Below are 18,721 nucleotides of genomic sequence, written 5' to 3'. Positions count from 1 at the left end.
GGGCTCGAGAAGGCTCGCCGTAGGCGTCGTGAAGCAAATGCTAAATGACCTGATCGCGCGGGGTGATCACCATGCGGTCGATGTTCATGTGCGCGGGCAGCCCGGCGACCCAGCGGATCGACTCGGCGATGTCCTCGGCCGAGAGGTTGAGCTTGTCCGCGTAGACGGCGTCGGCCTTCGCGGCATCGCCCTTGAAGCGGATGAGTGAGAAGTCCGTCTTCACGCGGCCCGGGTTGATCTCCGTGATGCGGATCGGGCGGTCGACGAACTCGATGCGCATGACCTTGTTCATCGCCGTCACGCCGAACTTCGCCGCGTTGTAGCCCGCCCCACCCGCGTACGGCTGGATGCCCGCGACCGAGGAGATGTTGATGATGTGCCCCTCGTCCGCGGTGAGCTTATCCAGGAACGCCTGCGTCACGCGCAGGGTGCCCAGCACGTTGGTCTCGTACATCCATTCCCAGTCCGCGATGTTGGCCTTCTCGATCGGGTCGAGCCCCTTCGCGCCGCCCGCGTTGTTGACCAGAAGGTGCAGGTGATCGATCGAAGCTGCCAGCTTGTCGACGCTTTCCTGGCTGGTCACATCGAGCTCGCGGGCCTCGCCGCCGATCTCCTCGGCGATCTTTTCCAGCCGGTCGAGGCGGCGCGCGGCTACGATGACGTGCCAGCCGTCGGCGGCCAGCGCCCTCGCCGTCGCCTCGCCAATGCCCGAGGAGCCCCCGGTCACAAGCGCGATCTTCTTCGCGGTCTCCGACATGGTCTTGCCTTCCTTCCGTGCGTTTCTAGCCGTGCCTACCCCTTAAACAGTAGGCACTCTTGCTTGTCGACTGCTTGTCGACGCACCAAGGTCGGTGCGGAATCTTGCGCGACGAAGCACTAGACCCCGAGCTGTGCGCGCAGCTGCTCAAGCATCGGCATGAGAGCCGGGGTGAAGAAGGCACCGATGAGCGAGGCGACGGCCGCCAACAGCGCGAAGACACCCAGCCCCGTGGAGCTTCCGCTCGAGGCATTCGGCGCGGAAGGCGCATTGTCAGCGCCGGTGACCGCGCCGAGCGCGCTGACCGGCACCTCCACGCGGGTGCCAGCGTCGGTGGTAACGGTGAGGACGTCCGCGTCGCTCAGTGTGCTCGGCAAGGTGAGCGCGACCTGCGCGGTGCCCGCCTCGCCGTAGTTCGCGGCACCGAGGTCATGGACGATGTCGGCGGTGGCGATGGCGTCGCCGACTGAGACGGTCACCTGCTGCGCCACATCGCCGACGGTGTAGATCAGCGAGCTCAGGTCGAAGGTGACGCTCGCGCCCGGGGCCAGCTCACCGTCCAGCTTCACTCCGACAGCGGACTGCCCGCCGCGCGGGGCCAGGGCCGGGTAGGCAGCAAGGTAACCGGTGAACACATCGACATCCATGAGTCCGGTGTTGGGCTTCTCGGTGCCGTTGGCCAGCGCTGCGAAGCCGTCGCCGCCGTCGAGGAGGAAGGTGGAGCCCGCCACCACGTAGGACTTCGCCGGGTCGAGCGGCTCGCCGTCGATGGCGCCAGCGAGGAAGCGCTCGCCCTGCGGCGCGTCCGGATTGTAGGTGTAGGAGAAGTTGTCCGACCAGCCGAGCGCGAGGACCGGACGAGACAGTGTCGGGTCCTTCCACTGCTGCTCGATGGCGTCGATGATGTCCTGACCGGTCAGCGTGGTGTAGGTGATCTCATTGCCGAAGGGCTGCACCGCGAAGGCCTCCTGATAGGTGACGGCGCCAGCCTCGAGGTCTGCGCGCACTCCGCCAGCGTTCATGACGCCGAGGTCGGCGTGGGCGCTGGTGTTGGCGTTGATCCCTGCCTTCGCGGCCTGCGCGAGTGCGTTCGACAGCGTCGACTCGACGCCGCGGTTGGATCCGGAGCTTGCAACGTTGTCCTCGTTGGCGCCGCGGTAGAAGGAAGAGGACGCGGTAGCCACGGTGGTAGCGCCAGCGGCATCCGAGTCGAGCTTCGCCTGGTCCACGAGCGCTTGGACGGCTAGGTCGGGGGTGGCACCAACGGCGGCCATCATCTCATCGGTGGTGTACACCTTCGGTGCGATGTCAATGACATCGCCCGTTTCCGGGTCAAAGGTGAAGTCCATGTCTGCCAGCTGCTTGCCGTACTCCCCCGCCTGGGCCACCGCGAAGGCGGAACCGTCCGCACGCTTAATCACCTGGGACTTCGTCTCGTGGGTGTCACCAGCAAACACGGCGTCGACGTTGTCGTTGAAGACAGACGGGTCGGAGATTCCCTCGTGGTAGAGCGCAATCACGACGTCGGCGGTCTTTTCGGCGGTGATCTGATCGGCAACCGCGTTGGTGGCAGCGACCGGATCGCCGAACTCGATGCCGTCGATGCCGGTCGGGGAGACCTTGTCCTTCGTAGTCGCGGTCACCGAGCCAATGAACGCGACTCGCACCCCGCCGACCTCCTTGACCACATAGGGTGCAAGAGGCGGGGTTCCGCCGCTCACGTTCGCACCGAGGTAGTCGAAGCTGGAATGCGATTGGATACGATCGGTGAGATCGGCGTAGCCCTTGTCGAACTCATGGTTTCCCACCGCGGAGGCGGTAACGCCCATCTTGTTGAGGACCGCGAGCGTGGGCTCGTCCTGAAGCACAGCGGAGGTGAACGCGGATCCGCCCACGTTGTCACCGGAAGAGGTCAGCAGGTATTCCTGCCCCTCGTTGACGTGGGACACCATGGCCGACAGCACCGCGGCACCCGGCTCCTTCACACCGGTGGAGTCGCTAACCTGGGCAATGTGACCGTGGAAGTCGGTGAAGTTGCTAATACTGAAGGTCTTGGGCGCCTGTTGGGCCTGCGCCGTGGACGCGAGGCTCAGACCAAGCGATGCGGCGACGGTCGCGGTGAGGGCGCGTCGGAAATGGACGTGAGACATGGGGATTGGCTCCTTGCACGAGTTCTAGTTGAAATGACATCCTCGTGCATTTTTAGCTTTCCGACGCTTCGCCCGCAGCGCACATACCCTCAGCTGACCTGCGCCTTTAACGAGCATTCGCCAAGATTTCACACCAAAGAGACCCGCCAGACACCTGTCGTCTAGGCAGGTCTCGATCGCTGAAGCTCAAAACGTGGGCTATGCCCCGAATTCCTCGAGCGCTTTACCCGCGAGCCGGAAGGTATCCCATTCCTCCATCGGGAAGCTGCCGTGGCTACGGTAGAACTCGATCGACGGGGTATTCCACTTGAGCACCGACCATTCCACTCGCTTGTAGCCGCGTGCCACGGCGGTGCGCGCCAGCTCGCGCAGCAAAGCCTTGCCCGCACCCAGCCCGCGGGATTCGGGCCTTACGTAGAGATCCTCCAGGTAGATGCCATGCGCACCCTCCCACGTGGAGTAGTTGAGGAACCACAGCGCGAAGCCCACGGGCTCGTCGTCGGCCTCAGCGATGAAGGCGAAGATCGCCGGGTTCTCGCCGAACAGCTGCTCGCGGAGAGTCTCAGAGGTCAGCCGCACGATCTCCACCGGCTCCTTCTCGTACACTGCTAGGTCCTTGACGAACTGGACCATCGCCTCACAGTCGGTGGGGGTTGCCGGGCGCACGCGTACTTCACTCATACCCACCATGGTAGCGAGCGGGTGCTCAGCCACGGATGAGCGGCGAGGCCCCCACGATGCGATCGTCGACCATGCCGAGCGCTTGCATGAGCGCGTAACAGGTGGTCGGGCCCACGAAGCGGAATCCCGCCGTCTTTAGCGCCTTGGCCATCGCCACGGATTCCGGGGAGGTGGACTGCACCGACTTAGCCGACTCGGGGCGCGCGTGCTCGGCGGGTACGAACCCCCACACCAGCTCGGCAAGGCCGCCATCGCCTCTAAGCGCCACGGTGGCCTGGGCGTTGTTGATCGCCGCCGTGATCTTGCGGCGGTTGCGGATGATGCGGGCATCGGCCATGAGCGCCTCCACCACCTCCTCATCAAAGGCGGCCACCGCGTCGGGGTCGAACCCCGCGAAGACCTCGCGGAACGCGGGCCGCTTGCGCAGCACCGTCGCCCAGCTCAGCCCCGACTGGAACCCCTCGAGGCACAGCCGCTCGTATATCCCCTGCTCGCTGCGCACCGGCGCGCCCCACTCGAAGTCGTAATACTCGCGCTGCAGCTCGTCGAGGCTCGCCCACACCGGGCGCACGCGCCCGTCCTCGCCGCGCACCAGCCCGCGCGCGCTCAGGTCCACTTCTACTTCCATCATTATCTCCATATCGCTTTTCGACGCCACCTTCGGCGGGCCGGTTCCCATACCTCATCTGACCTGGCGGAACGTGACATTTATACGCCCTTGACGCAGGCCGCAGCCCATGGGTGCCGTGTTGTCATCCAGCCGGACAATGCCGTGGAAGATGTCGCGCGCGGGCCCGCCGAACACGAGCGCGTCGCCGCTTTCGAGGTAGATGTCGTCCCACGGCTTGTTCCGATCGATGGTACCGCCCGCGCGGAACACCGCCGAGTCCCCGATACTCAGCGATACCACCGGCGCGCCGCTGTCCTCATACCCGTCCTGGTGCAGGCCCATGCCAGAGCCCGGCGGGTAGTAATTCACCAGTGCCGCTTCAACCCGGAACCCCGCCACCCACGGGGCGAGGCTTTCGTCGAGCTCGCCTGCCATGCGCAACACCGCGTGCGCGATGCCCACGAAGGTCTCGGGAATCGCGGGCACCGCCTGGCTCCCCTCGCCGCGGATGTAGCGGTGACGCTCGTAGTCCCAGTGCTCGCCCAGACTCATGAGATGGGCACTCATCGTGCCGGACTTCACCCGACGCTGTCGCATGCGCCACGGCAGGCTGGCGGTTCGGCGGGCGTACTCACGGGCCGTGGACACCACCTGCTCCTGTTGCTCCATGGTCAGGAAGGCGGGCAGGTGCACGATTCCCTCGCGCACGACCCTGTCTGGGCGGCGGGCGGGATTGGGGTGGGCGTCGAAAAGCGTAGGCACGGGGCCAAGCCTAAACGCGCCCAGCGACACGGGGAAATAGGATGAGCGCATGAGCTTTGACCCGCGAACCTACTCGAGCCTCGACGACCTGCGCGCCGAGAAGTGGCACATCCCCATCTCACCGGAGATTTCCGAGCATGCCGCGCGCATCGCCGAGCTGGTCTACGACTACAACCACACGCGGCCTACCAACGAGGAAGAATTAGCGCGCCTTTTGGGGGAGATCCTCAACCCGGCGAGCGGCAAGTGCTTCATCAAGCAGCCGATGATCATCGAGTACGGTGCCAACACCACCGTCGGCGAAGGCGCCTTTATCAACTTCGGCGTCCGCATCCTTGATACCGCCGAGGTCACGATCGGCGCTCGTGCGTTGCTCGGGCCCAACTGCCAGATCATCACGGTGACCCACCCCGTCGACGATGCCGAGATGCGCGTGGCCGACTGGGAGATCGCACACCCGGTGTCCATCGGCGAGGAGGCGTGGCTGGGCGCCGGCGTGATCGTGCTTCCGGGCGTGAGCATCGGAGAGCGTGCCGTCATCGGTGCCGGATCGGTGGTCACTTGCGACATCCCCGCGGGCGCGATCGCCGTGGGGAATCCGGCTCGCGTCGTGCGCTACCCCGACCCGGCGCGCTTCGAGCGCTCGCAACTTCCCGAGGGGGTGCCCGTCGATGCGCGCGGGGAGGACAGCTAGCCCATGACGCGCGAGCTGTTCGATCTCGCCGAGATCGGCCGCGGCCTGCCGGTAGCGGGGCATGAGGATGAGCTCCGCGAGGCCATCTTCGGCGAGGGCGCGCCCGGCGCGGTCGTGGTCCAGGCGCCACCCGGCACCGGCAAGACCACCTTCCTCCCGCCGCTTCTAGCCAACGAGGTCTCGGGCAAAGTCATCTGCGTCGCTCCCCGCAGGGTCGCTGTGCGCGCCGCAGCGCATCGGCTGCACCACCTAGCACCCACGGTGCCGGGGGTTGGATTCACGATTCGCGGCGAGCAGACCCCCTCCTCACGCGTCGAGTTCCTCACCCCTGGCGTGCTCCTTCGCAGGATGCTTCACGATCCCGAGCTCTCCGGAGTCGACGCGGTCATCGTCGACGAGGTCCACGAGCGCCAGCTGGACACCGACATCGTGCTTGGCATGCTGGTCGAGTTGCGCGAGCTTCGCGACGACCTTCGGCTGGTGGCCATGTCGGCGACGGTGGAGTCTTCCCGCTTTGCGGCGCTCATAGGCGGCGACGTGGTCACCATCACCTCGCCCATCTACCCGCTGGAGGTGAGCTACGCCCCGATCGCCGGACGCGCCGAATGCTCCCGGGGCTTCCTCTCGGAGCTCGCTCGTGCTTCGCGGGAGGCGGCGGTCGCTTCCTCGGACTCCGTGCTCGTCTTCGTCCCCGGCGTGCGGGAGGTCCGGATCGTGGTGGAAGCTCTCGAGTGCGACCCGAGGCTTCCACACGGCATTGAGGTCTATCCCCTCCACGGTTCGTTGAGCTCGCCCGAGCAGGACGCAGCTCTGCGGGCGGATTCCCAACGCATCGTCGTGGCCACGTCCATCGCGGAAAGCTCGATCACCGTCCCCGGCGTGCGCACGGTCGTTGACTCGGGACTCTCCCGTGTGCCCAAGCGCGACAACCTGCGCGGCATGACGGGACTCGTGACTATCAGCACGAGTCAGTCCTCGGTGGAACAGCGCGCGGGCCGAGCTGGCCGCGAGGGACCCGGCACGGTGGTCCGTTGCTACTCGGCCTCGGACTTCCAGCACTTCCGCGCCGCCATCTCGCCTGAGATCGCCAGTGCCGACCTCACCCAAGCGAGCCTCTTCGTGAGTGCCTGGGGCGGAAGCTTTGACTCATTCCCGCTGCTTGATGCCCCACCAGCTCGGACTGTGGAGCAGGCTCAGGCGACTCTCGAGCAATTGGGCGCGGTGGACGAGCACGGTCTCACCACCATCGGGAAGAAGCTCGTTGCACTCCCCACGGATCCACGCTTGGGCAGGGCGCTTCTGGAGGCTGGTTCCCAGGCAGCACCGGTCATCGCATCCTTGGGCGAGGATGTCCGTGGCGACGTCGACCGAGAACTACCTCGGCTTACCGCGCTGCCGCGCGTACGCAGGGAGATCGCGCGGCTGAAGAAGCTGTCGACGGACCGCGGAAAGGTCGCGACCGGCACCGTAGTCGGCCTTGCCTTCCCCTCTCTCATTGCGCGCAACATGGGCAAGGACTACCAGCTCGCCAGCGGCACCAGAGTGCTCGCACCCGACTTCCACGCGGAGTGGATCGCGGTCGCCGACGTCTCGCTCGGTAACATCGGCACCCCACGCGTGCGCGCAGCCGCAGTTATCGACGAGGAGCAGGCGCTGGCAATCCTTGGTGTCAAGGAGGAGGTCAAGACCTCGCTCGTCGACGGTCGCGTACGCGGGACGCTCACGAAAAAGGCGGGGGCCATCGTCCTGTCTTCCATTCCCTGCGCCGTAGGCGGCGACGTCGCAAAGCAAGCGCTCGCTAAGGCGATCAGCGAAGAGGGACTCGGCCTTTTCGTCTTCTCTGAGAAGGCTCAGGGCCTTCTCGACCGACTCCGGCTCTTGCACGAGGCCGAGGGCGATCCCTGGCCGGACGTCGAGAGCGTCGATCCCCTGCTTTGGCTCGGACCGGAGCTCGACGCCCTCGCCCAAGGGAAGGCTGCCTCAGGCATCGACATGTACCCCGCCCTCCAGAGGCTCCTTCCGTGGCCGGAGGCCGCACGGCTTGGGGAGCTCACCCCCGAGAGACTCGAGGTCCCGTCGGGGCGAAGCGTCGCCATCGATTATTCGGGCGAGCGCCCAGTTGTCCGAGTCAAGCTGCAGGAGTGCTTCGGCCTCGAGTCCTCGCCGGTTATCTGCGGGAAGCCCGTGCAGTTCCACCTGCTCTCCCCGGCTGGACGGCCGCTGGCTGTCACCGACGACCTCGCTAGCTTCTGGGCGGGTCCGTACCACGGGGTTCGCGCCGAGATGCGCGGCCGCTACCCGAAGCACCCATGGCCGGAGGACCCCACAACCGCGGTGGCGACTGCCAAAACGAACCGTCGATTGTCGAAATAGCTCCACTTGTTTCAGCGGCGCGATTGGGGGCTGCGAGCCATAGTCGTCGAAAAGCGAAAAACATTACCGGAATCTCGAAGCGGCGCAAGTCGGACCGCGAACGAGGCGCGAAATCTGTGGATAAATCCGTCGACAAGGAAGTTATCCACAGATTTCCGGTTGTTTTTGACGAGGCGGTCGACGCTGTGGGGGGTGAGATCTAGGCTCCTGCCTGATAAATCCACCGCTTGCGAAAGGTAACCCCATGACCACCAGTTTCCGCATGACCCACGACCCCAGCCCAGCCGCACGTTTCCGCAGGCAGCGCAACCTCGAGATCCTTGATCTCTTATTGCCGCTGGTCATCGAGGGAATTTCGGGAGGCAAGTCAATCGACGATATCGTCATCGCGATGGCTAGGCAGCTGTCCCAATCCCGGCAGCAGGTTCGCGGTTTGGTAACTGGCCTGAGCGTCTTGCATCGCCTTCCACGATGTCTGCGGGCCGCACGCACCCACGCTCACCTCGATGAATTCCGCATCACGACCTTGGGAACGCGTCTGAAAAGGCTCACCTCCGATGAGCTTTTGCTTGTCGACGAACACCTCTCGGCGGTGCTCACACCGGGTGTAAGCGACCAGGAGCTCGTGCAGGCACCCGCTCTGAGTAAACGGCTAGACAAGATCGTCGACGCGCTTGGTCTTGACGCGAAGGAGCACGTGGCGGCCGTTCCGCGGGCGAGCGCGCGCGTCGATTCCGAGAACAACTATCGATTCACGCTGTGTCTCCCCCAGCTCGAAGGCGCCCAGCTCTACGAGCAGATACTGTCCGTGATGAGAAAGAAGAAGGTGGATTTTGCCCGAGCCATGCTCAGCCTCCTCGGCGGCGAGAAGCCACCCAGGGTCCACCTCAATCTCTTCCAAGACCCCAGCGGGCTTATCTATGCGGCCGGTGGCGGATGGCTGCCTCCGGAGGAGTTATCCCGGGCCAAGGTACTAAGCCGCAGGGTACTGTCCGAAGCCGAGTCCACCGAACGATACGGCATCCCGGAGCGACTGCGCGCCCTCGTCACTGGCCGCGACGGGCACTGCCGTTACCCCGGATGCACGGTGGACGCCGGCGAGTGCGACGTAGACCATGTCATCCCCTTTGGCAAAGGGGGAACGACGACGGCCGATAATCTTCACCTCCTGTGCCGGCACCACCACAACCTCAAGACTTCAGGTGAGGTCCAGGTAATCATGCACCCCAACGGGACCGACACGTGGACGACGGGCGACGGCTCTCAGTTCGTGACCCTGCCCAAGGGGCCATGGGCTGACCTGATGCTTTCGACCGCGGCGATCACCCGGCCACCGGTCCTAGCCGCAAGTTAGGCGGTCTTGCCTAAGCCTTAGGCCTTCGCCGTGGGTGAGGCCGAGAAGCAGTTACGCAGCGAACTGCTGCCATGTGAGGTAGGCGCTCATCACCACGACCAGAGTCAGCAGCGCTATGCGCAGGAGCTTCGCTCCGCCGGCGATGACGGTGCGCGCGCCCAACTGGGCGCCGATGATGTTAGCCACAGCCAACGCGATGGCAAGCTTCCATAGGACATGTCCACCGATGATGAACACGACCAACGCACCGAAGTTGGTCGAGGAGTTAACCACTTTGGACAGCACGGCGGAGGAGAGAAAATCCTGAGCAAGGATCGCGGTAAAGCCCATGATGAGGAACATGCCGGTACCGGGACCGAAGATGCCGTCGTACATGGCGATACACGCCACCAGCGCGATGGCGCCGAGCTTCCGTGCCGGTGACACCACCGTGCCCTTGGCCTGGTTTTGACCGAACTCCGGCCGCAGCGCGACGAACGTGCCGGCGAAAAGCAGCAGCACGATCACGATCGGCCGCATGACCTCTTTGTTAATGTGTGAGGCGAAGTATGCGCCGAGTCCGGAGCACACGAGTGCGACCGGAACGTATAGCGCCGCCTGCTTCTTGTTTGCCCCTACCTTCTTCAGCAAGGTGGCAGTTGCCGAGGCTGTTCCAGAAAATGCCGCTACCTTGTTCGTGGCCAGCGCGACAGCCGGTGCCAAGGACGGGAGCACCGCCATGATGAGCGGGATAAGGATGAGACCTCCCCCGCCGATTACCGCATCGATCCAGCCTGCGACACCAGCGCCGACGAAGAGGATCCCCATGCTAGTCATTCCCATTTGAGTATCCTCCATCAAGGCTATTGTTCCTGTATGTGAACTGTAGCGGCTCCCCACCGCGTTTAGGAACTTCCGTTCCAGATCAATCGAGGTCAAGGTCTAAGGTTGACTTCGAAGAGGAAACACCGTGCGCGAGGATCTGGAGGGGCAGCGGGGATGGACTGGCTGAGAAACGTCGAAAAGCACACCGCCAAGGTTTGGGTCGGCGTTGCCGTGACCTCGACGCTTGTCGGCCTCCTGTTTGATTACCTGGGCGTCCCGGCCGGGTGGATTCTCGCTGGCATCCTCGTCTCCGCGACCGTTGCCGTTGTGAAGTCAGAAGAGCTGCACCTTAACCGGCACTTCTTCAACTTCTGCCGCGGCTTCATCGGCGTCCTCGCAGGCATGCCGCTGATCAGTGCGTCGTTGTCAGATATCGCCCGCTTCATTCTGCCTGGCATCTTCACCTCTCTAGTGACGGTAGGCATAGGCCTCGGCGGCGGCCTCCTGCTCGCGCACTCCCAAAAGGAGATCTCCAAGGAGACAGGCATCCTCTCGATGCTCGCAGGCGGCGCCTCCGTCATGCCTTTCCTCGCCAAAGAGGTCGGCGCGGATTTTCGCTACGTGGCTTTGTCTCAGTACCTTCGGCTGCTAGCCGTCTCCGTTTCTCTGCCGCTCATCACCCACCTCTTCGCCCCTCACGTGGACCCAGCGCTCACCGCCTCGCCTTATTCGAAGACCTGGTGGTCACTGGTGCTCGTGTTGCTCATCGCAGCCTTCGGCGAAAGGTTCGGGCGCTTCTTCAAAATCCCCACCCCATCCGTCTTCGGCCCGCTGGTCCTCATGGTCATCATCGGCTTGCTGCTCCCCCACGCCGACTACACCCCGCCCAACGCCGTGAGGTATATGGCATTCATGGCCATCGGCTGGATGTGTGGTGGCGGCCTTTCCGTCGCCGCACTCAAGCTGTTCGCGAAGCAGCTGCCCGCGACCGTCGTCTTCATCCTCGTCCTCATCGGCGGCTGCGCCGCGAGCGCTTGGCCGCTGACGAAGTGGCTGGGCATCTCTTACTTCGAAGGCTACCTCGCCACCACGCCCGGCGCGCTGGACACCGTCCTCGCACTGACCTCGGAAGGGGCCTCGGGCCCCGTCGTGGTCACTGTGCAGCTCATCCGGCTCATCTTCGTCCTCCTGTTGGCTGGCTACGTGCCTGCCTTGCTCAGGCTGCTGGCTCGTCGGAGGGCGTAAGCGAGGGGTTGATCTTGGCCATGATCCGGTGCAGCGCGGCGATGTCATCGGCATCCAGCCCCAGTTGGTCGCGGATCTCCGCCCGCATCGCCTTGGCCTTCGCCTCCAGCGCCTTGCCCTTGCGCGTCAGCGAGAAGTGCACCTTGCGGAAGTCCGACGGATCGTGCTCGCGGGTGACCAGGTCGTGGACCTCCATGCGCTTGAGCAGCGGCGAGAGCGTACCCGAGTCGAGGTCAAGCGGGTCGGAAAGCTGCCCGATGGTCTGCCCGTCTTCCTTCCACAGGCACACGAGCACGAGGTACTGCGCGTAGGTGATTCCCCACTCGTCGAAGTAGGGACGGTACATCCGCTGCATGAGGCGCGAGCCAGTATAGAGCTGGAAGCACACGTGGTTCTCGAGTTGCAGTTCATCGGTCATGTGAGAGATTATATTGCACACAATCTAGATTACAAAGGAGCCCTCATGACCGCAGCCTTCACCATCACCGCCGCGCTTGCAGCGGCACTGCACGTGTTCATCTTCTACCTCGAGTCCTTCGCGTGGACGACCAAGGCGCGCGGGGTCTTCGGCTCCAGCGAGCAGGAGGCCGAAAACACCAAGGAGATGGCGTTCAATCAGGGATTCTACAACCTGTTCCTAGCGCTCATCACCTTCGCCGGCATCGCGCTTCTCGCCGCCCAGCACGCGGCGGGCATCGCGCTCATCGCCGCCGGCACCGGCTCCATGCTGGCAGCCGCGGCCGTCCTCTTCGCCACCTCACCCGATAAGCGTCAGGCGGCAGCCAAGCAGGGCGCGCTCCCGCTACTTACCCTCGTGCTTCTCGCCGTCGCGGCGTTTTAGGCACGCGCTTTCCGACGCCAAGGCGGGGCGCCACCCACCTTGGCGTCGACAAGCGAAAACAACTAGGCGAGGACCTGTTCGCGCAGGATGCTCAGCGGGATCGAGCCGTAGCTGAGGGCGCGGGCGTGGAACTGCTTGAGGTCGAGGCCCTGGGCTAACGCGTCGTCGCGGAGTTCTTCCCACAGCCTCTGCCCCAGCGCGTAGCTCGGCGCCTGGCCAGGCCAGCCGAGGTAGCGATCGAGCTCGAAGGCGAGGTTGGCCTCGTCCATCGCGGTGTTCTCCCGCAGGAAGTATTTGGCGTAGGTTGCGTCCCAGCAGCCCGAGCCCTCCGGGGTCTTCTTGCCCAGGTGCACGCCGATGTCGAGCACGACCCGCGCGGCGCGCAGCCGTTGGGCGTCGTACAGCCCCATGAGCGTGCCGGGGTCGTCGTTGAACCCGATGTCGGCCATGAGCTGCTCCGCGTAGAGCGCCCAGCCTTCACCGTGCCCGGAGTTCCAGCACGCTTGTCGACGCCACAGGTTGAGGTTCTCCCGCTCCGTGATGGCCTGCCCGCACTGGAGGTGGTGGCCGGGCACGCCCTCGTGGAAGACGGTCGTAAGCTCCTGCCACGTGTGGAACGTCTCCTGCCCCTTCGGTACCGACCACCACATGCGCCCCTTGCGCGAGAAGTCGTCGCTCGGCGGGGTGTAGAAGATGCCGCCGGTGCCCGCAGGGTCGATCATGGCCTCGATGTCGCGTACGGGCTCGGGGATGTCGAAGTGCGTGCCGTCGAGCTGCGCGATCACCTGGTCGGCGGTTTCTTGCATCCACTCGCGAAGCGCCGCAGTGCCGTGGATGGTGTATCGCGGCTCGTCGTTGAGCCGGGTCATCGCCTCCCGCACGCTCGTGCCCGCCCCGTAGAGCTCGCTGGCGATCGCTTCCTGCTTTCCGACGATCTCGCGCAGGCGATCCAATCCCCAGGCGTAGGCCTCGTCGAGGTCGACCGACACTCCGACGAAGTGGTGGCTAAAGCGCTGGTAGCGCTCGCGGCCTACCCCGTCGGTGCGCGGCGCCTGGGCGGCGAGGTTGTCCCCCAGCCACTCGCTCATCTCGCCGAAGGCCTGCTTCGCCTGGGTCACCGCGGCATGGCCCGCGTCGAGGCCAAGCTTCTCCAGCATGCTCCCTGGCTCGGCGAGCTCGCGGCACTGCTTGACCACGGCATCCACCTGGCGCTCGGCAGCAACCTTGCCGAGCGAGGCCGCCAGCCGCAGCGACTCCCGGTAACCGGTGAGCGCCGCGGGCACCTTCGACAGCCGCGAGGCGATGGCATCGAGGTCCTCATCGGTGTCCTGCGGCATGAGCAGGAAGGTGTCGCGGATGTCTTGGACCGGGGAGGCTAGATTGTTGAGCTCGCGGATATCCTCGCCGTGATGATGCATCGACAGTTCGAGGCAGAGCCGGTCGCGAAGCACCTTCGCTGTGACGACGTCGACGTCGTCGAAGTCATCATCGTCGTCGCAGCAGTCGGTGCCGTCGTTGAGCGCGTCGACGTCGGCGATCATCTCGCGCGTGCGCTCGGCGACCGCGTCGAAGTACTCGGGCGAGTAGTCCTGCAGCTCGCCGTCATAACCTGCGATTCCCCAGGCGGTGGCCTGGGTCGGCGAGAGCTCGGCGAGGTCCAGGATGTAGGACTCGCACGAGGCGTCGAGGAGGGAGGGAGTCCGTGGGGACGTGCTTCCTTGAGTCATGCCTGGCAAGTGTAGCCACTGTTGGTGCCGGTGACCATCTATGCACATAATGCATACAACCGCGTTGTCCGCGCACATCGTGCATACGAAGGATGCAGACTCCGGCTAGCGCTTCCATTTCAGGCCGGGATAGGACCACGAGGCGAAGCCGTCGAAAAGCTCCTGCGGCGTGGACGCCACGACCAGCGCGTCGAGGTAGCGCTCGGGGACGAATCCTTCCTCGCTCATCGAGCGCAGCGCCTTGAGCATCGGCGACCAGTAGCCCTCGACGTTCATGAGCGCAACGGGTCCAGTGTAGGGGCCGAGCTGCTGGCGCACGAGCACCTGGAAGAGCTCCTCGAGGGTGCCCATGCCGCCGGGGAGGGCGACGTAGGCGTCGGCGAGGTCCTCCATGCGCTTCTTGCGCTCGCTCATCGAACCGGTGACCTCCAGCTGAGTCAGGCCGCTGTGGGCGATCTCGAGGTCGACCAGGTCGCGCGGCATGACCCCGACCACCTCGCCGCCAGCGGCCAGGCAGGCGTCGGCAACGATCCCCATGAGCCCCACGTCACCGCCACCGTAGACCAGCGCAATTCCCTGCTGCGCCAGCGCGGTGCCGAGCGCGCGGGCGGCTTCGGCGAATTCGTGGCGCTCTCCCACAGCCGATCCGCAGTACACGGCCACCGAGCGGACGATAGGGCTGAGCTTGCGCAGCATCGTGCCGTTCTGATCCTGGGCGACGAAGTCGTGGCGCCCGTAGAGGCGGCGTGCCGGGTGCCCGTTCTCCACGCTGAGCGACAGCCCGTGCCAGCCGTTTTCGCGGCCATGGTTGGCAACCTCCTCGAGGAGCCAGCCGCCGAGCCCACGGCCCTGCCACTCGGGCACGACGTTGAGGACAACCTCCGGCACCTCGTCGCTGACGTAGCCCAGCCCCTTGTGGAAACCCGCCCAGATCGACCCGACCGGCAGGGGCTGCTCGCCTGGGCCTGCGGCCTCGAGGACGAGCCCGGTGTCGCCGCGGGCGACGTCGAAGCCGACGTAGGAGGCCCATCGCGGCCCGTCGATCTCCTCCCACGTGACCGTGGGGGCTACCCGGTTGAGGTTACGGAAGAGCGCCGAGGCTCGGATCTCGCGGTCGGCGGCGGTCATCGGGCGGGCCTTGAGCCCCTCCACGGGAGGCGTGTCGTTCATGGCGAACAGTATAAAGGGTGCCGGGGCGCTGTTCGACTTGATCGTTACGGTGCGTTTGTCCAGCCCCATTCGTTCATACTGTAGCCAGAATCACACCATTCACTTTCCCGATGAGAATTGCCTGAAAACTTATATTCACGTAGACTATTTGTTTGAACCGAACGGTCTATTGAAATATGGAATAGACGACTTTTTCAGGTGTCGGTTTAGACTATGTAGTCTACATGCCCTATGCTGTTTTGTATGCAAAAGACAGCCACAGCCGCAAGCACCCCCGCCTTCGCGCGACCTACCACGCCAGCGGCCGTGTGCATGCACATCACGCGCCTCCGCCAGCCCGTCACCCGATCCACCCTGGTCGAGCTTTCCGGGAAGTCGCAGCCCACCGTCACCCGCGCCGTTACCGCGCTTATCGACGCCAAACTGGTGCGCGAGCGCCCCGACCTCTCGACACCTTCCGGCCCGGGCCGGCCCACCATCCCCATCGAGCTCGATCAGTCCCCGTGGGTCCAGGTGGGCATCGCGGTGGGCACCAAGTCCACCTACATCGGCGCGTACAACACCCGCGGGCAGGCGCTGCGCGAGCAGTTCGTCGAGGTCTCCCCCGCCCACATGAGCCCCTCGGACTTCGTCGGCGCGATCGCCCCGCACGTACAGGCGCTCTCCCAGGCCACCAACCTGCCGCTGGCCAGCATCGGCATGGCCACCTCCGGCCACGTCTCGCGCGAAGGCCTTGTCACCGCCTCTAACCTCGGGTGGGAACGCATCGACATCGGCTCCCACCTGCGCAGCCGCTTCAGCGCCCCCTTGACCATCACGAGCGTCATCACCGCCATCGCAGGCGCCGAGCAGCAGCTCCAGTCGCCGGAGAAGACCAACACCGTGCTGCTGTTCTACGTCGACGACTCCAACGGTGCCGCGGTCCTCACGCCCGAGGGTGTGGTTCGACTCGACGTGGCCAACACCGACTCCCAGACCACGTTGGGGTCCATCGCGGTGGCGCTGGCCAAGGAGACCACGCCGTCGACCATCGTGCTGGCCGGGTCGGCCTTCGCCAACCCCAAAGACGCGCGCTCGGTAGCCCTCGCCATCAAGTCCTCGCGTAACCGCGACGTCGAGCTGCGCGTCATCCCCACTCACCTAGACAACGCGCGGGCGGCCGCCCGGGCCGTCGCCCTCGACCGGCTCATCAACGACCCGCTGGGACTGTCCAAGCGAATGGAAAGCGTCTTAGAGAACGCCTAGCCCTAGCTGAAGCGCACCTCGTCGAGCTCCAGCGCCTCGCCAAGTCCCGCCTGACCGGCGGCGGTCTCCACGTAGCGGCCAGCGTGCGGGATAAACGAGCCCGACTGCTCGTCGGAGAGCTCCCGGCGCACCTTCGCCGGGATCCCCGCCGCCAAGGACTTCGCGGGAATGACCTGATCCTCCAGCACGACGGCACCCGCGGCGATGAGGCTGCCTTCCCCGATTACCGAGCGCGACAGAAGCGTCGACTTCATACCGACCAAGGTCCCGTTGCCCACGTTCGATCCGTGCACGAGCGCCATGTGCCCCACAGTCACGTCGTCGCCCAGGATGCAGGGCACGCCGCGGTCGACGTGGAGGACGGAATTGTCTTGGATGTTCGTCCGCGCGCCGATGCGAATCGGACCCACGTCCGCACGCAGGACGCAGCCATAAAACACCGAGGAGTCCGGGCCGATCTCGACGTCGCCGATGATCGTGGCGTTCGGCGCAATGAAGGCGGACTCGTGGATGCGCGGCACCTTGCCGTCAAACGGCAGGATGAGGGGTCCGTTCGGGTAGGTCATGGGGTCTCCTTTGCTCGACTTCTAATAGCCTCGGCGGGCCGTTCTTCGCAGAATAACCCGTCCGCGCCTTCGCGGGCTAGGAAATCCCGAACAAACCAGGAACCCGGGACTGCCGCCCGATCCGGGTGCATCCATACGCATTACGCATACAACCCGCCTTTCGGCCCTTTGGTATGCACAACGCGTATGGATCGTGCCGCCGTAGGCGCCGAAAAGCGGGTAGTAGGAGACTGGAAATGGGTTACCGTGACCCCGAGGGACTTAGTAGCGGTCGTTGACGCGGCGGTTTGCCTCGCGGCCCGGGTTGGCCGGGAACTCGTCCGGGTAGCCCATACCGATGACCAGGCCGACGGCGCGATCGTTGCGGCCGCCGAGGCCGATGGCCTCGAGGACCTTGGACTCGTCCCAGCCGGTGGTCGGCGAGGTGGCCAGACCCTCGGACTGCGCGGCGACCAGCGCGAAGGAGGCAACCAGCATGGCGTCCTTCAGCGCGGTCTCGCGCAGGGTGGCCGGGTCGGCCTTGGAGAAGAAGTTGTTGATGTAGCCTGCGCGCTCGGCGCCCATGATCTGCTCGAGGTCGGTGGGCTGATCCGCGCGGGCCACGGCCACAAGCACGACCGGCGCGTCGCGCAGCTGCTTCTGGTTGGAAGCGGCGAAGATGCCGTCCTTGACGGCCTGGTCGCGGATCACCACGAGGTCGGCACGCTGGGCGTTAAACGCGCTCGGCGCCTGCAGCGCAAGCCCCACGACGCGGTCGAGGACCTCGTCGGACACCGGCTGGTCGGTGTACTTGCGGGTAGCGCGGCGGGACTCGATGGCTTCCTTGACGGAAAGGGACATGACTAGTTTCTCCTCCATGGTGGCCTCACGGCCGGAATAGTTGACGTGACATCAATTATAGGCGCGGAAGCGCGCCGAGAAAAACAATAGTCGGTCACTTCACAGCATCCGCTTTCCGACGGCTACGCCACTACGCCCTCACTCCGCGCCCAAACCGCTCTCCCGCACCGCGGCGTACGCCCTCGCCACCGCCTCCTCGAGCACGCCTAGGTCGATGTCCTCCAGCTTGTTCACGTACACGCAGCCGACCCCCGACGTGTGCTTTCCAAGCCGCGCCACAAGCTCCTTTTCGCCGCCGATCCCGTAGAGCGAGAGCTTCGCTTTCCGCGGCGAAAACCCAACAATGAACCAGTCGCCCTCGCGGCCGGTGGCGTAGGTGTAGTGGCACGTGCCGAAACCGACCATCGAGTCGCCCCACATCACCGGCTCCTCGCCCGTCGCGCGGATAAACAGCTCGAGCAGCACTTTCCCGTGCGCGACCCGGCGCGGCCACGGCAGCCCCTCGATGAAGTGCCGGGGATCGACGTCGGTGGACGCGGTCTTGACGTCCTTGGCCGTAACCCCGGTGTGCCCGGCGGTCACCGTCGCGGCCCGCGCGTCATCCAACGGCGCAGACGACAGCACAGGCGCCCCCTCGCCCGCGAGGGCAAGGCCGCGGGCCCCCAGCGCGAGCGCGATGCGCTCGAGCCCCTTGGCCCCCACGCCGTGCAGCGAAAGCAGCTCCGCGTAGCGCGCGCCGGCAAGCGACTCTAGGTCCGGATAGCCCGCGGCATTGAGCGCGCGCTCGCAGGGCTTGCCCACGCCCGGGATCGAGGAGATCGGCGTGGAGGGTACAGGGGTGCCGGCGTTTGCAGTGCTCACGGGCGGGTCCGCCTTCCGGAAACGGGCCAGGCGGCCGCCGA

General features: G+C 65.3%; 18 protein-coding genes. 6 read left to right on the top strand and 12 right to left on the bottom strand.

Going from position 1 to position 18,721, the window contains the following annotated elements; translation table 11 throughout:
• Positions 1–40: 40 nt before the first annotated feature.
• From B843_RS00585 to B843_RS00565, 5 genes are all read right to left on the bottom strand, one after another.
• Complete coding sequence (locus B843_RS00585; RefSeq protein WP_025251586.1) at positions 41–757, bottom strand: SDR family oxidoreductase; 717 nt, start codon at positions 755–757, stop codon at positions 41–43.
• Positions 758–876: 119 nt separating this feature from the next.
• Positions 877–2,907 carry a bifunctional metallophosphatase/5'-nucleotidase gene (locus B843_RS00580; RefSeq protein ID WP_025251585.1) on the bottom strand — a complete coding sequence of 677 codons (2,031 nt, stop codon included), beginning with the start codon at positions 2,905–2,907 and terminating at the stop codon, positions 877–879.
• A 198-nt stretch (positions 2,908–3,105) separates the two neighbouring features.
• Positions 3,106–3,588 carry a GNAT family N-acetyltransferase gene (locus B843_RS00575; protein ID WP_025251584.1) on the bottom strand — a complete coding sequence of 161 codons (483 nt, stop codon included), beginning with the start codon at positions 3,586–3,588 and terminating at the stop codon, positions 3,106–3,108.
• A 25-nt stretch (positions 3,589–3,613) separates the two neighbouring features.
• The gene (locus B843_RS00570; RefSeq protein WP_025251583.1) at positions 3,614–4,219 is read right to left on the bottom strand and encodes a DNA-3-methyladenine glycosylase I; all 606 of its coding nucleotides are present in this window, start codon (positions 4,217–4,219) and stop codon (positions 3,614–3,616) included.
• Positions 4,220–4,270: 51 nt separating this feature from the next.
• Positions 4,271–4,960: an alpha-ketoglutarate-dependent dioxygenase AlkB gene (locus tag B843_RS00565; protein WP_025251582.1), complete on the bottom strand. Its 690-nt coding sequence runs from the start codon at positions 4,958–4,960 to the stop codon at positions 4,271–4,273.
• A 49-nt stretch (positions 4,961–5,009) separates the two neighbouring features.
• On the opposite strand from B843_RS00565, the gene B843_RS00560 reads away from it, so the two are divergent.
• The 3 genes from B843_RS00560 to B843_RS13120 all read left to right on the top strand — a co-directional run bounded on the left by B843_RS00560 (position 5,010) and on the right by B843_RS13120 (position 9,381).
• Complete coding sequence (locus tag B843_RS00560; protein ID WP_025251581.1) at positions 5,010–5,654, top strand: sugar O-acetyltransferase; 645 nt, start codon at positions 5,010–5,012, stop codon at positions 5,652–5,654.
• 3 nt (positions 5,655–5,657) lie between these two features.
• Complete coding sequence (gene hrpB / locus B843_RS00555) at positions 5,658–8,027, top strand: ATP-dependent helicase HrpB (protein ID WP_244877335.1); 2,370 nt, start codon at positions 5,658–5,660, stop codon at positions 8,025–8,027.
• A gap of 244 nt (positions 8,028–8,271) precedes the next feature.
• Positions 8,272–9,381 (top strand): HNH endonuclease signature motif containing protein, encoded by a 1,110-nt coding sequence (locus B843_RS13120; protein ID WP_025251579.1) that lies wholly within the window; start codon positions 8,272–8,274, stop codon positions 9,379–9,381.
• A 51-nt stretch (positions 9,382–9,432) separates the two neighbouring features.
• On the opposite strand, the gene B843_RS00545 is transcribed toward B843_RS13120, so the two are convergent.
• The gene (locus B843_RS00545; RefSeq protein WP_169729862.1) at positions 9,433–10,203 is read right to left on the bottom strand and encodes a TSUP family transporter; all 771 of its coding nucleotides are present in this window, start codon (positions 10,201–10,203) and stop codon (positions 9,433–9,435) included.
• 156 nt (positions 10,204–10,359) lie between these two features.
• Here B843_RS00545 and B843_RS00540 point away from each other — a divergent pair, with 156 nt between their 5' ends.
• The gene (locus B843_RS00540) at positions 10,360–11,430 is read left to right on the top strand and encodes an AbrB family transcriptional regulator (RefSeq protein ID WP_025251577.1); all 1,071 of its coding nucleotides are present in this window, start codon (positions 10,360–10,362) and stop codon (positions 11,428–11,430) included.
• On the opposite strand, the gene B843_RS00535 is transcribed toward B843_RS00540, so the two are convergent.
• Positions 11,402–11,848, bottom strand: a complete 447-nt coding sequence (locus tag B843_RS00535) for a MarR family winged helix-turn-helix transcriptional regulator (RefSeq protein WP_025251576.1) — start codon at positions 11,846–11,848, stop codon at positions 11,402–11,404. The genes B843_RS00540 and B843_RS00535 overlap by 29 nt on opposite strands.
• Before the next feature lie 45 nt (positions 11,849–11,893).
• Between B843_RS00535 and B843_RS00530 the strand changes: the two genes are divergently transcribed.
• Complete coding sequence (locus tag B843_RS00530; RefSeq protein WP_025251575.1) at positions 11,894–12,271, top strand: DUF1304 domain-containing protein; 378 nt, start codon at positions 11,894–11,896, stop codon at positions 12,269–12,271.
• 62 nt (positions 12,272–12,333) lie between these two features.
• Here B843_RS00530 and B843_RS00525 read toward each other — a convergent pair whose 3' ends face one another.
• Both B843_RS00525 and B843_RS00520 read right to left on the bottom strand, forming a co-directional pair.
• Positions 12,334–13,998, bottom strand: coding sequence for a DUF885 domain-containing protein (locus B843_RS00525; protein ID WP_025251574.1), 1,665 nt, complete (start codon positions 13,996–13,998; stop codon positions 12,334–12,336).
• 105 nt (positions 13,999–14,103) lie between these two features.
• Entirely contained in the window at positions 14,104–15,168 is a 1,065-nt protein-coding gene (locus B843_RS00520; RefSeq protein WP_034648860.1) for a TIGR00730 family Rossman fold protein, read from the bottom strand.
• Between the two features lie 243 nt (positions 15,169–15,411).
• Here B843_RS00520 and B843_RS00515 point away from each other — a divergent pair, with 243 nt between their 5' ends.
• Positions 15,412–16,413, top strand: a complete 1,002-nt coding sequence (locus tag B843_RS00515; protein WP_025251572.1) for an ROK family protein — start codon at positions 15,412–15,414, stop codon at positions 16,411–16,413.
• 2 nt (positions 16,414–16,415) lie between these two features.
• On the opposite strand, the gene B843_RS00510 is transcribed toward B843_RS00515, so the two are convergent.
• From B843_RS00510 to B843_RS00500, 3 genes are all read right to left on the bottom strand, one after another.
• Complete coding sequence (locus B843_RS00510) at positions 16,416–16,979, bottom strand: gamma carbonic anhydrase family protein (protein ID WP_025251571.1); 564 nt, start codon at positions 16,977–16,979, stop codon at positions 16,416–16,418.
• Positions 16,980–17,240: 261 nt separating this feature from the next.
• A complete protein-coding gene (locus B843_RS00505) occupies positions 17,241–17,819 on the bottom strand; it encodes a nitroreductase family protein (RefSeq protein ID WP_025251570.1) in 579 nt (192 codons plus the stop codon).
• A 138-nt stretch (positions 17,820–17,957) separates the two neighbouring features.
• Entirely contained in the window at positions 17,958–18,680 is a 723-nt protein-coding gene (locus B843_RS00500) for a DUF1801 domain-containing protein (RefSeq protein ID WP_404825204.1), read from the bottom strand.
• Between the last annotated feature and the right edge of the window lie 41 nt (positions 18,681–18,721).

The sequence above is a fragment of the Corynebacterium vitaeruminis DSM 20294 genome, from assembly GCF_000550805.1.
Lineage (GTDB): Bacteria > Actinomycetota > Actinomycetes > Mycobacteriales > Mycobacteriaceae > Corynebacterium > Corynebacterium vitaeruminis.
Note: the sequence above shows the minus strand (reverse complement) of the source record. Positions and strands in the feature narration are given on the sequence as shown.

Excerpts from the sequence above, each read along its gene's own strand:
- B843_RS00585 (WP_025251586.1), bottom strand. The coding sequence starts at position 757 with ATGTCGGAGACCGCGAAGAAGATCGCGCTTGTGACCGGGGGCTCCTCG.
- B843_RS00580 (WP_025251585.1), bottom strand. The coding sequence starts at position 2,907 with ATGTCTCACGTCCATTTCCGACGCGCCCTCACCGCGACCGTCGCCGCA.
- B843_RS00575 (WP_025251584.1), bottom strand. The coding sequence starts at position 3,588 with ATGAGTGAAGTACGCGTGCGCCCGGCAACCCCCACCGACTGTGAGGCG.
- B843_RS00570 (WP_025251583.1), bottom strand. The coding sequence starts at position 4,219 with ATGATGGAAGTAGAAGTGGACCTGAGCGCGCGCGGGCTGGTGCGCGGC.
- B843_RS00560 (WP_025251581.1), top strand. The coding sequence starts at position 5,010 with ATGAGCTTTGACCCGCGAACCTACTCGAGCCTCGACGACCTGCGCGCC.
- hrpB (WP_244877335.1), top strand. The coding sequence starts at position 5,658 with ATGACGCGCGAGCTGTTCGATCTCGCCGAGATCGGCCGCGGCCTGCCG.
- B843_RS13120 (WP_025251579.1), top strand. The coding sequence starts at position 8,272 with ATGACCACCAGTTTCCGCATGACCCACGACCCCAGCCCAGCCGCACGT.
- B843_RS00545 (WP_169729862.1), bottom strand. The coding sequence starts at position 10,203 with ATGGGAATGACTAGCATGGGGATCCTCTTCGTCGGCGCTGGTGTCGCA.
- B843_RS00540 (WP_025251577.1), top strand. The coding sequence starts at position 10,360 with ATGGACTGGCTGAGAAACGTCGAAAAGCACACCGCCAAGGTTTGGGTC.
- B843_RS00535 (WP_025251576.1), bottom strand. The coding sequence starts at position 11,848 with ATGACCGATGAACTGCAACTCGAGAACCACGTGTGCTTCCAGCTCTAT.
- B843_RS00530 (WP_025251575.1), top strand. The coding sequence starts at position 11,894 with ATGACCGCAGCCTTCACCATCACCGCCGCGCTTGCAGCGGCACTGCAC.
- B843_RS00525 (WP_025251574.1), bottom strand. The coding sequence starts at position 13,998 with ATGACTCAAGGAAGCACGTCCCCACGGACTCCCTCCCTCCTCGACGCC.
- B843_RS00520 (WP_034648860.1), bottom strand. The coding sequence starts at position 15,168 with ATGAACGACACGCCTCCCGTGGAGGGGCTCAAGGCCCGCCCGATGACC.
- B843_RS00515 (WP_025251572.1), top strand. The coding sequence starts at position 15,412 with ATGCAAAAGACAGCCACAGCCGCAAGCACCCCCGCCTTCGCGCGACCT.
- B843_RS00510 (WP_025251571.1), bottom strand. The coding sequence starts at position 16,979 with ATGACCTACCCGAACGGACCCCTCATCCTGCCGTTTGACGGCAAGGTG.
- B843_RS00505 (WP_025251570.1), bottom strand. The coding sequence starts at position 17,819 with ATGTCCCTTTCCGTCAAGGAAGCCATCGAGTCCCGCCGCGCTACCCGC.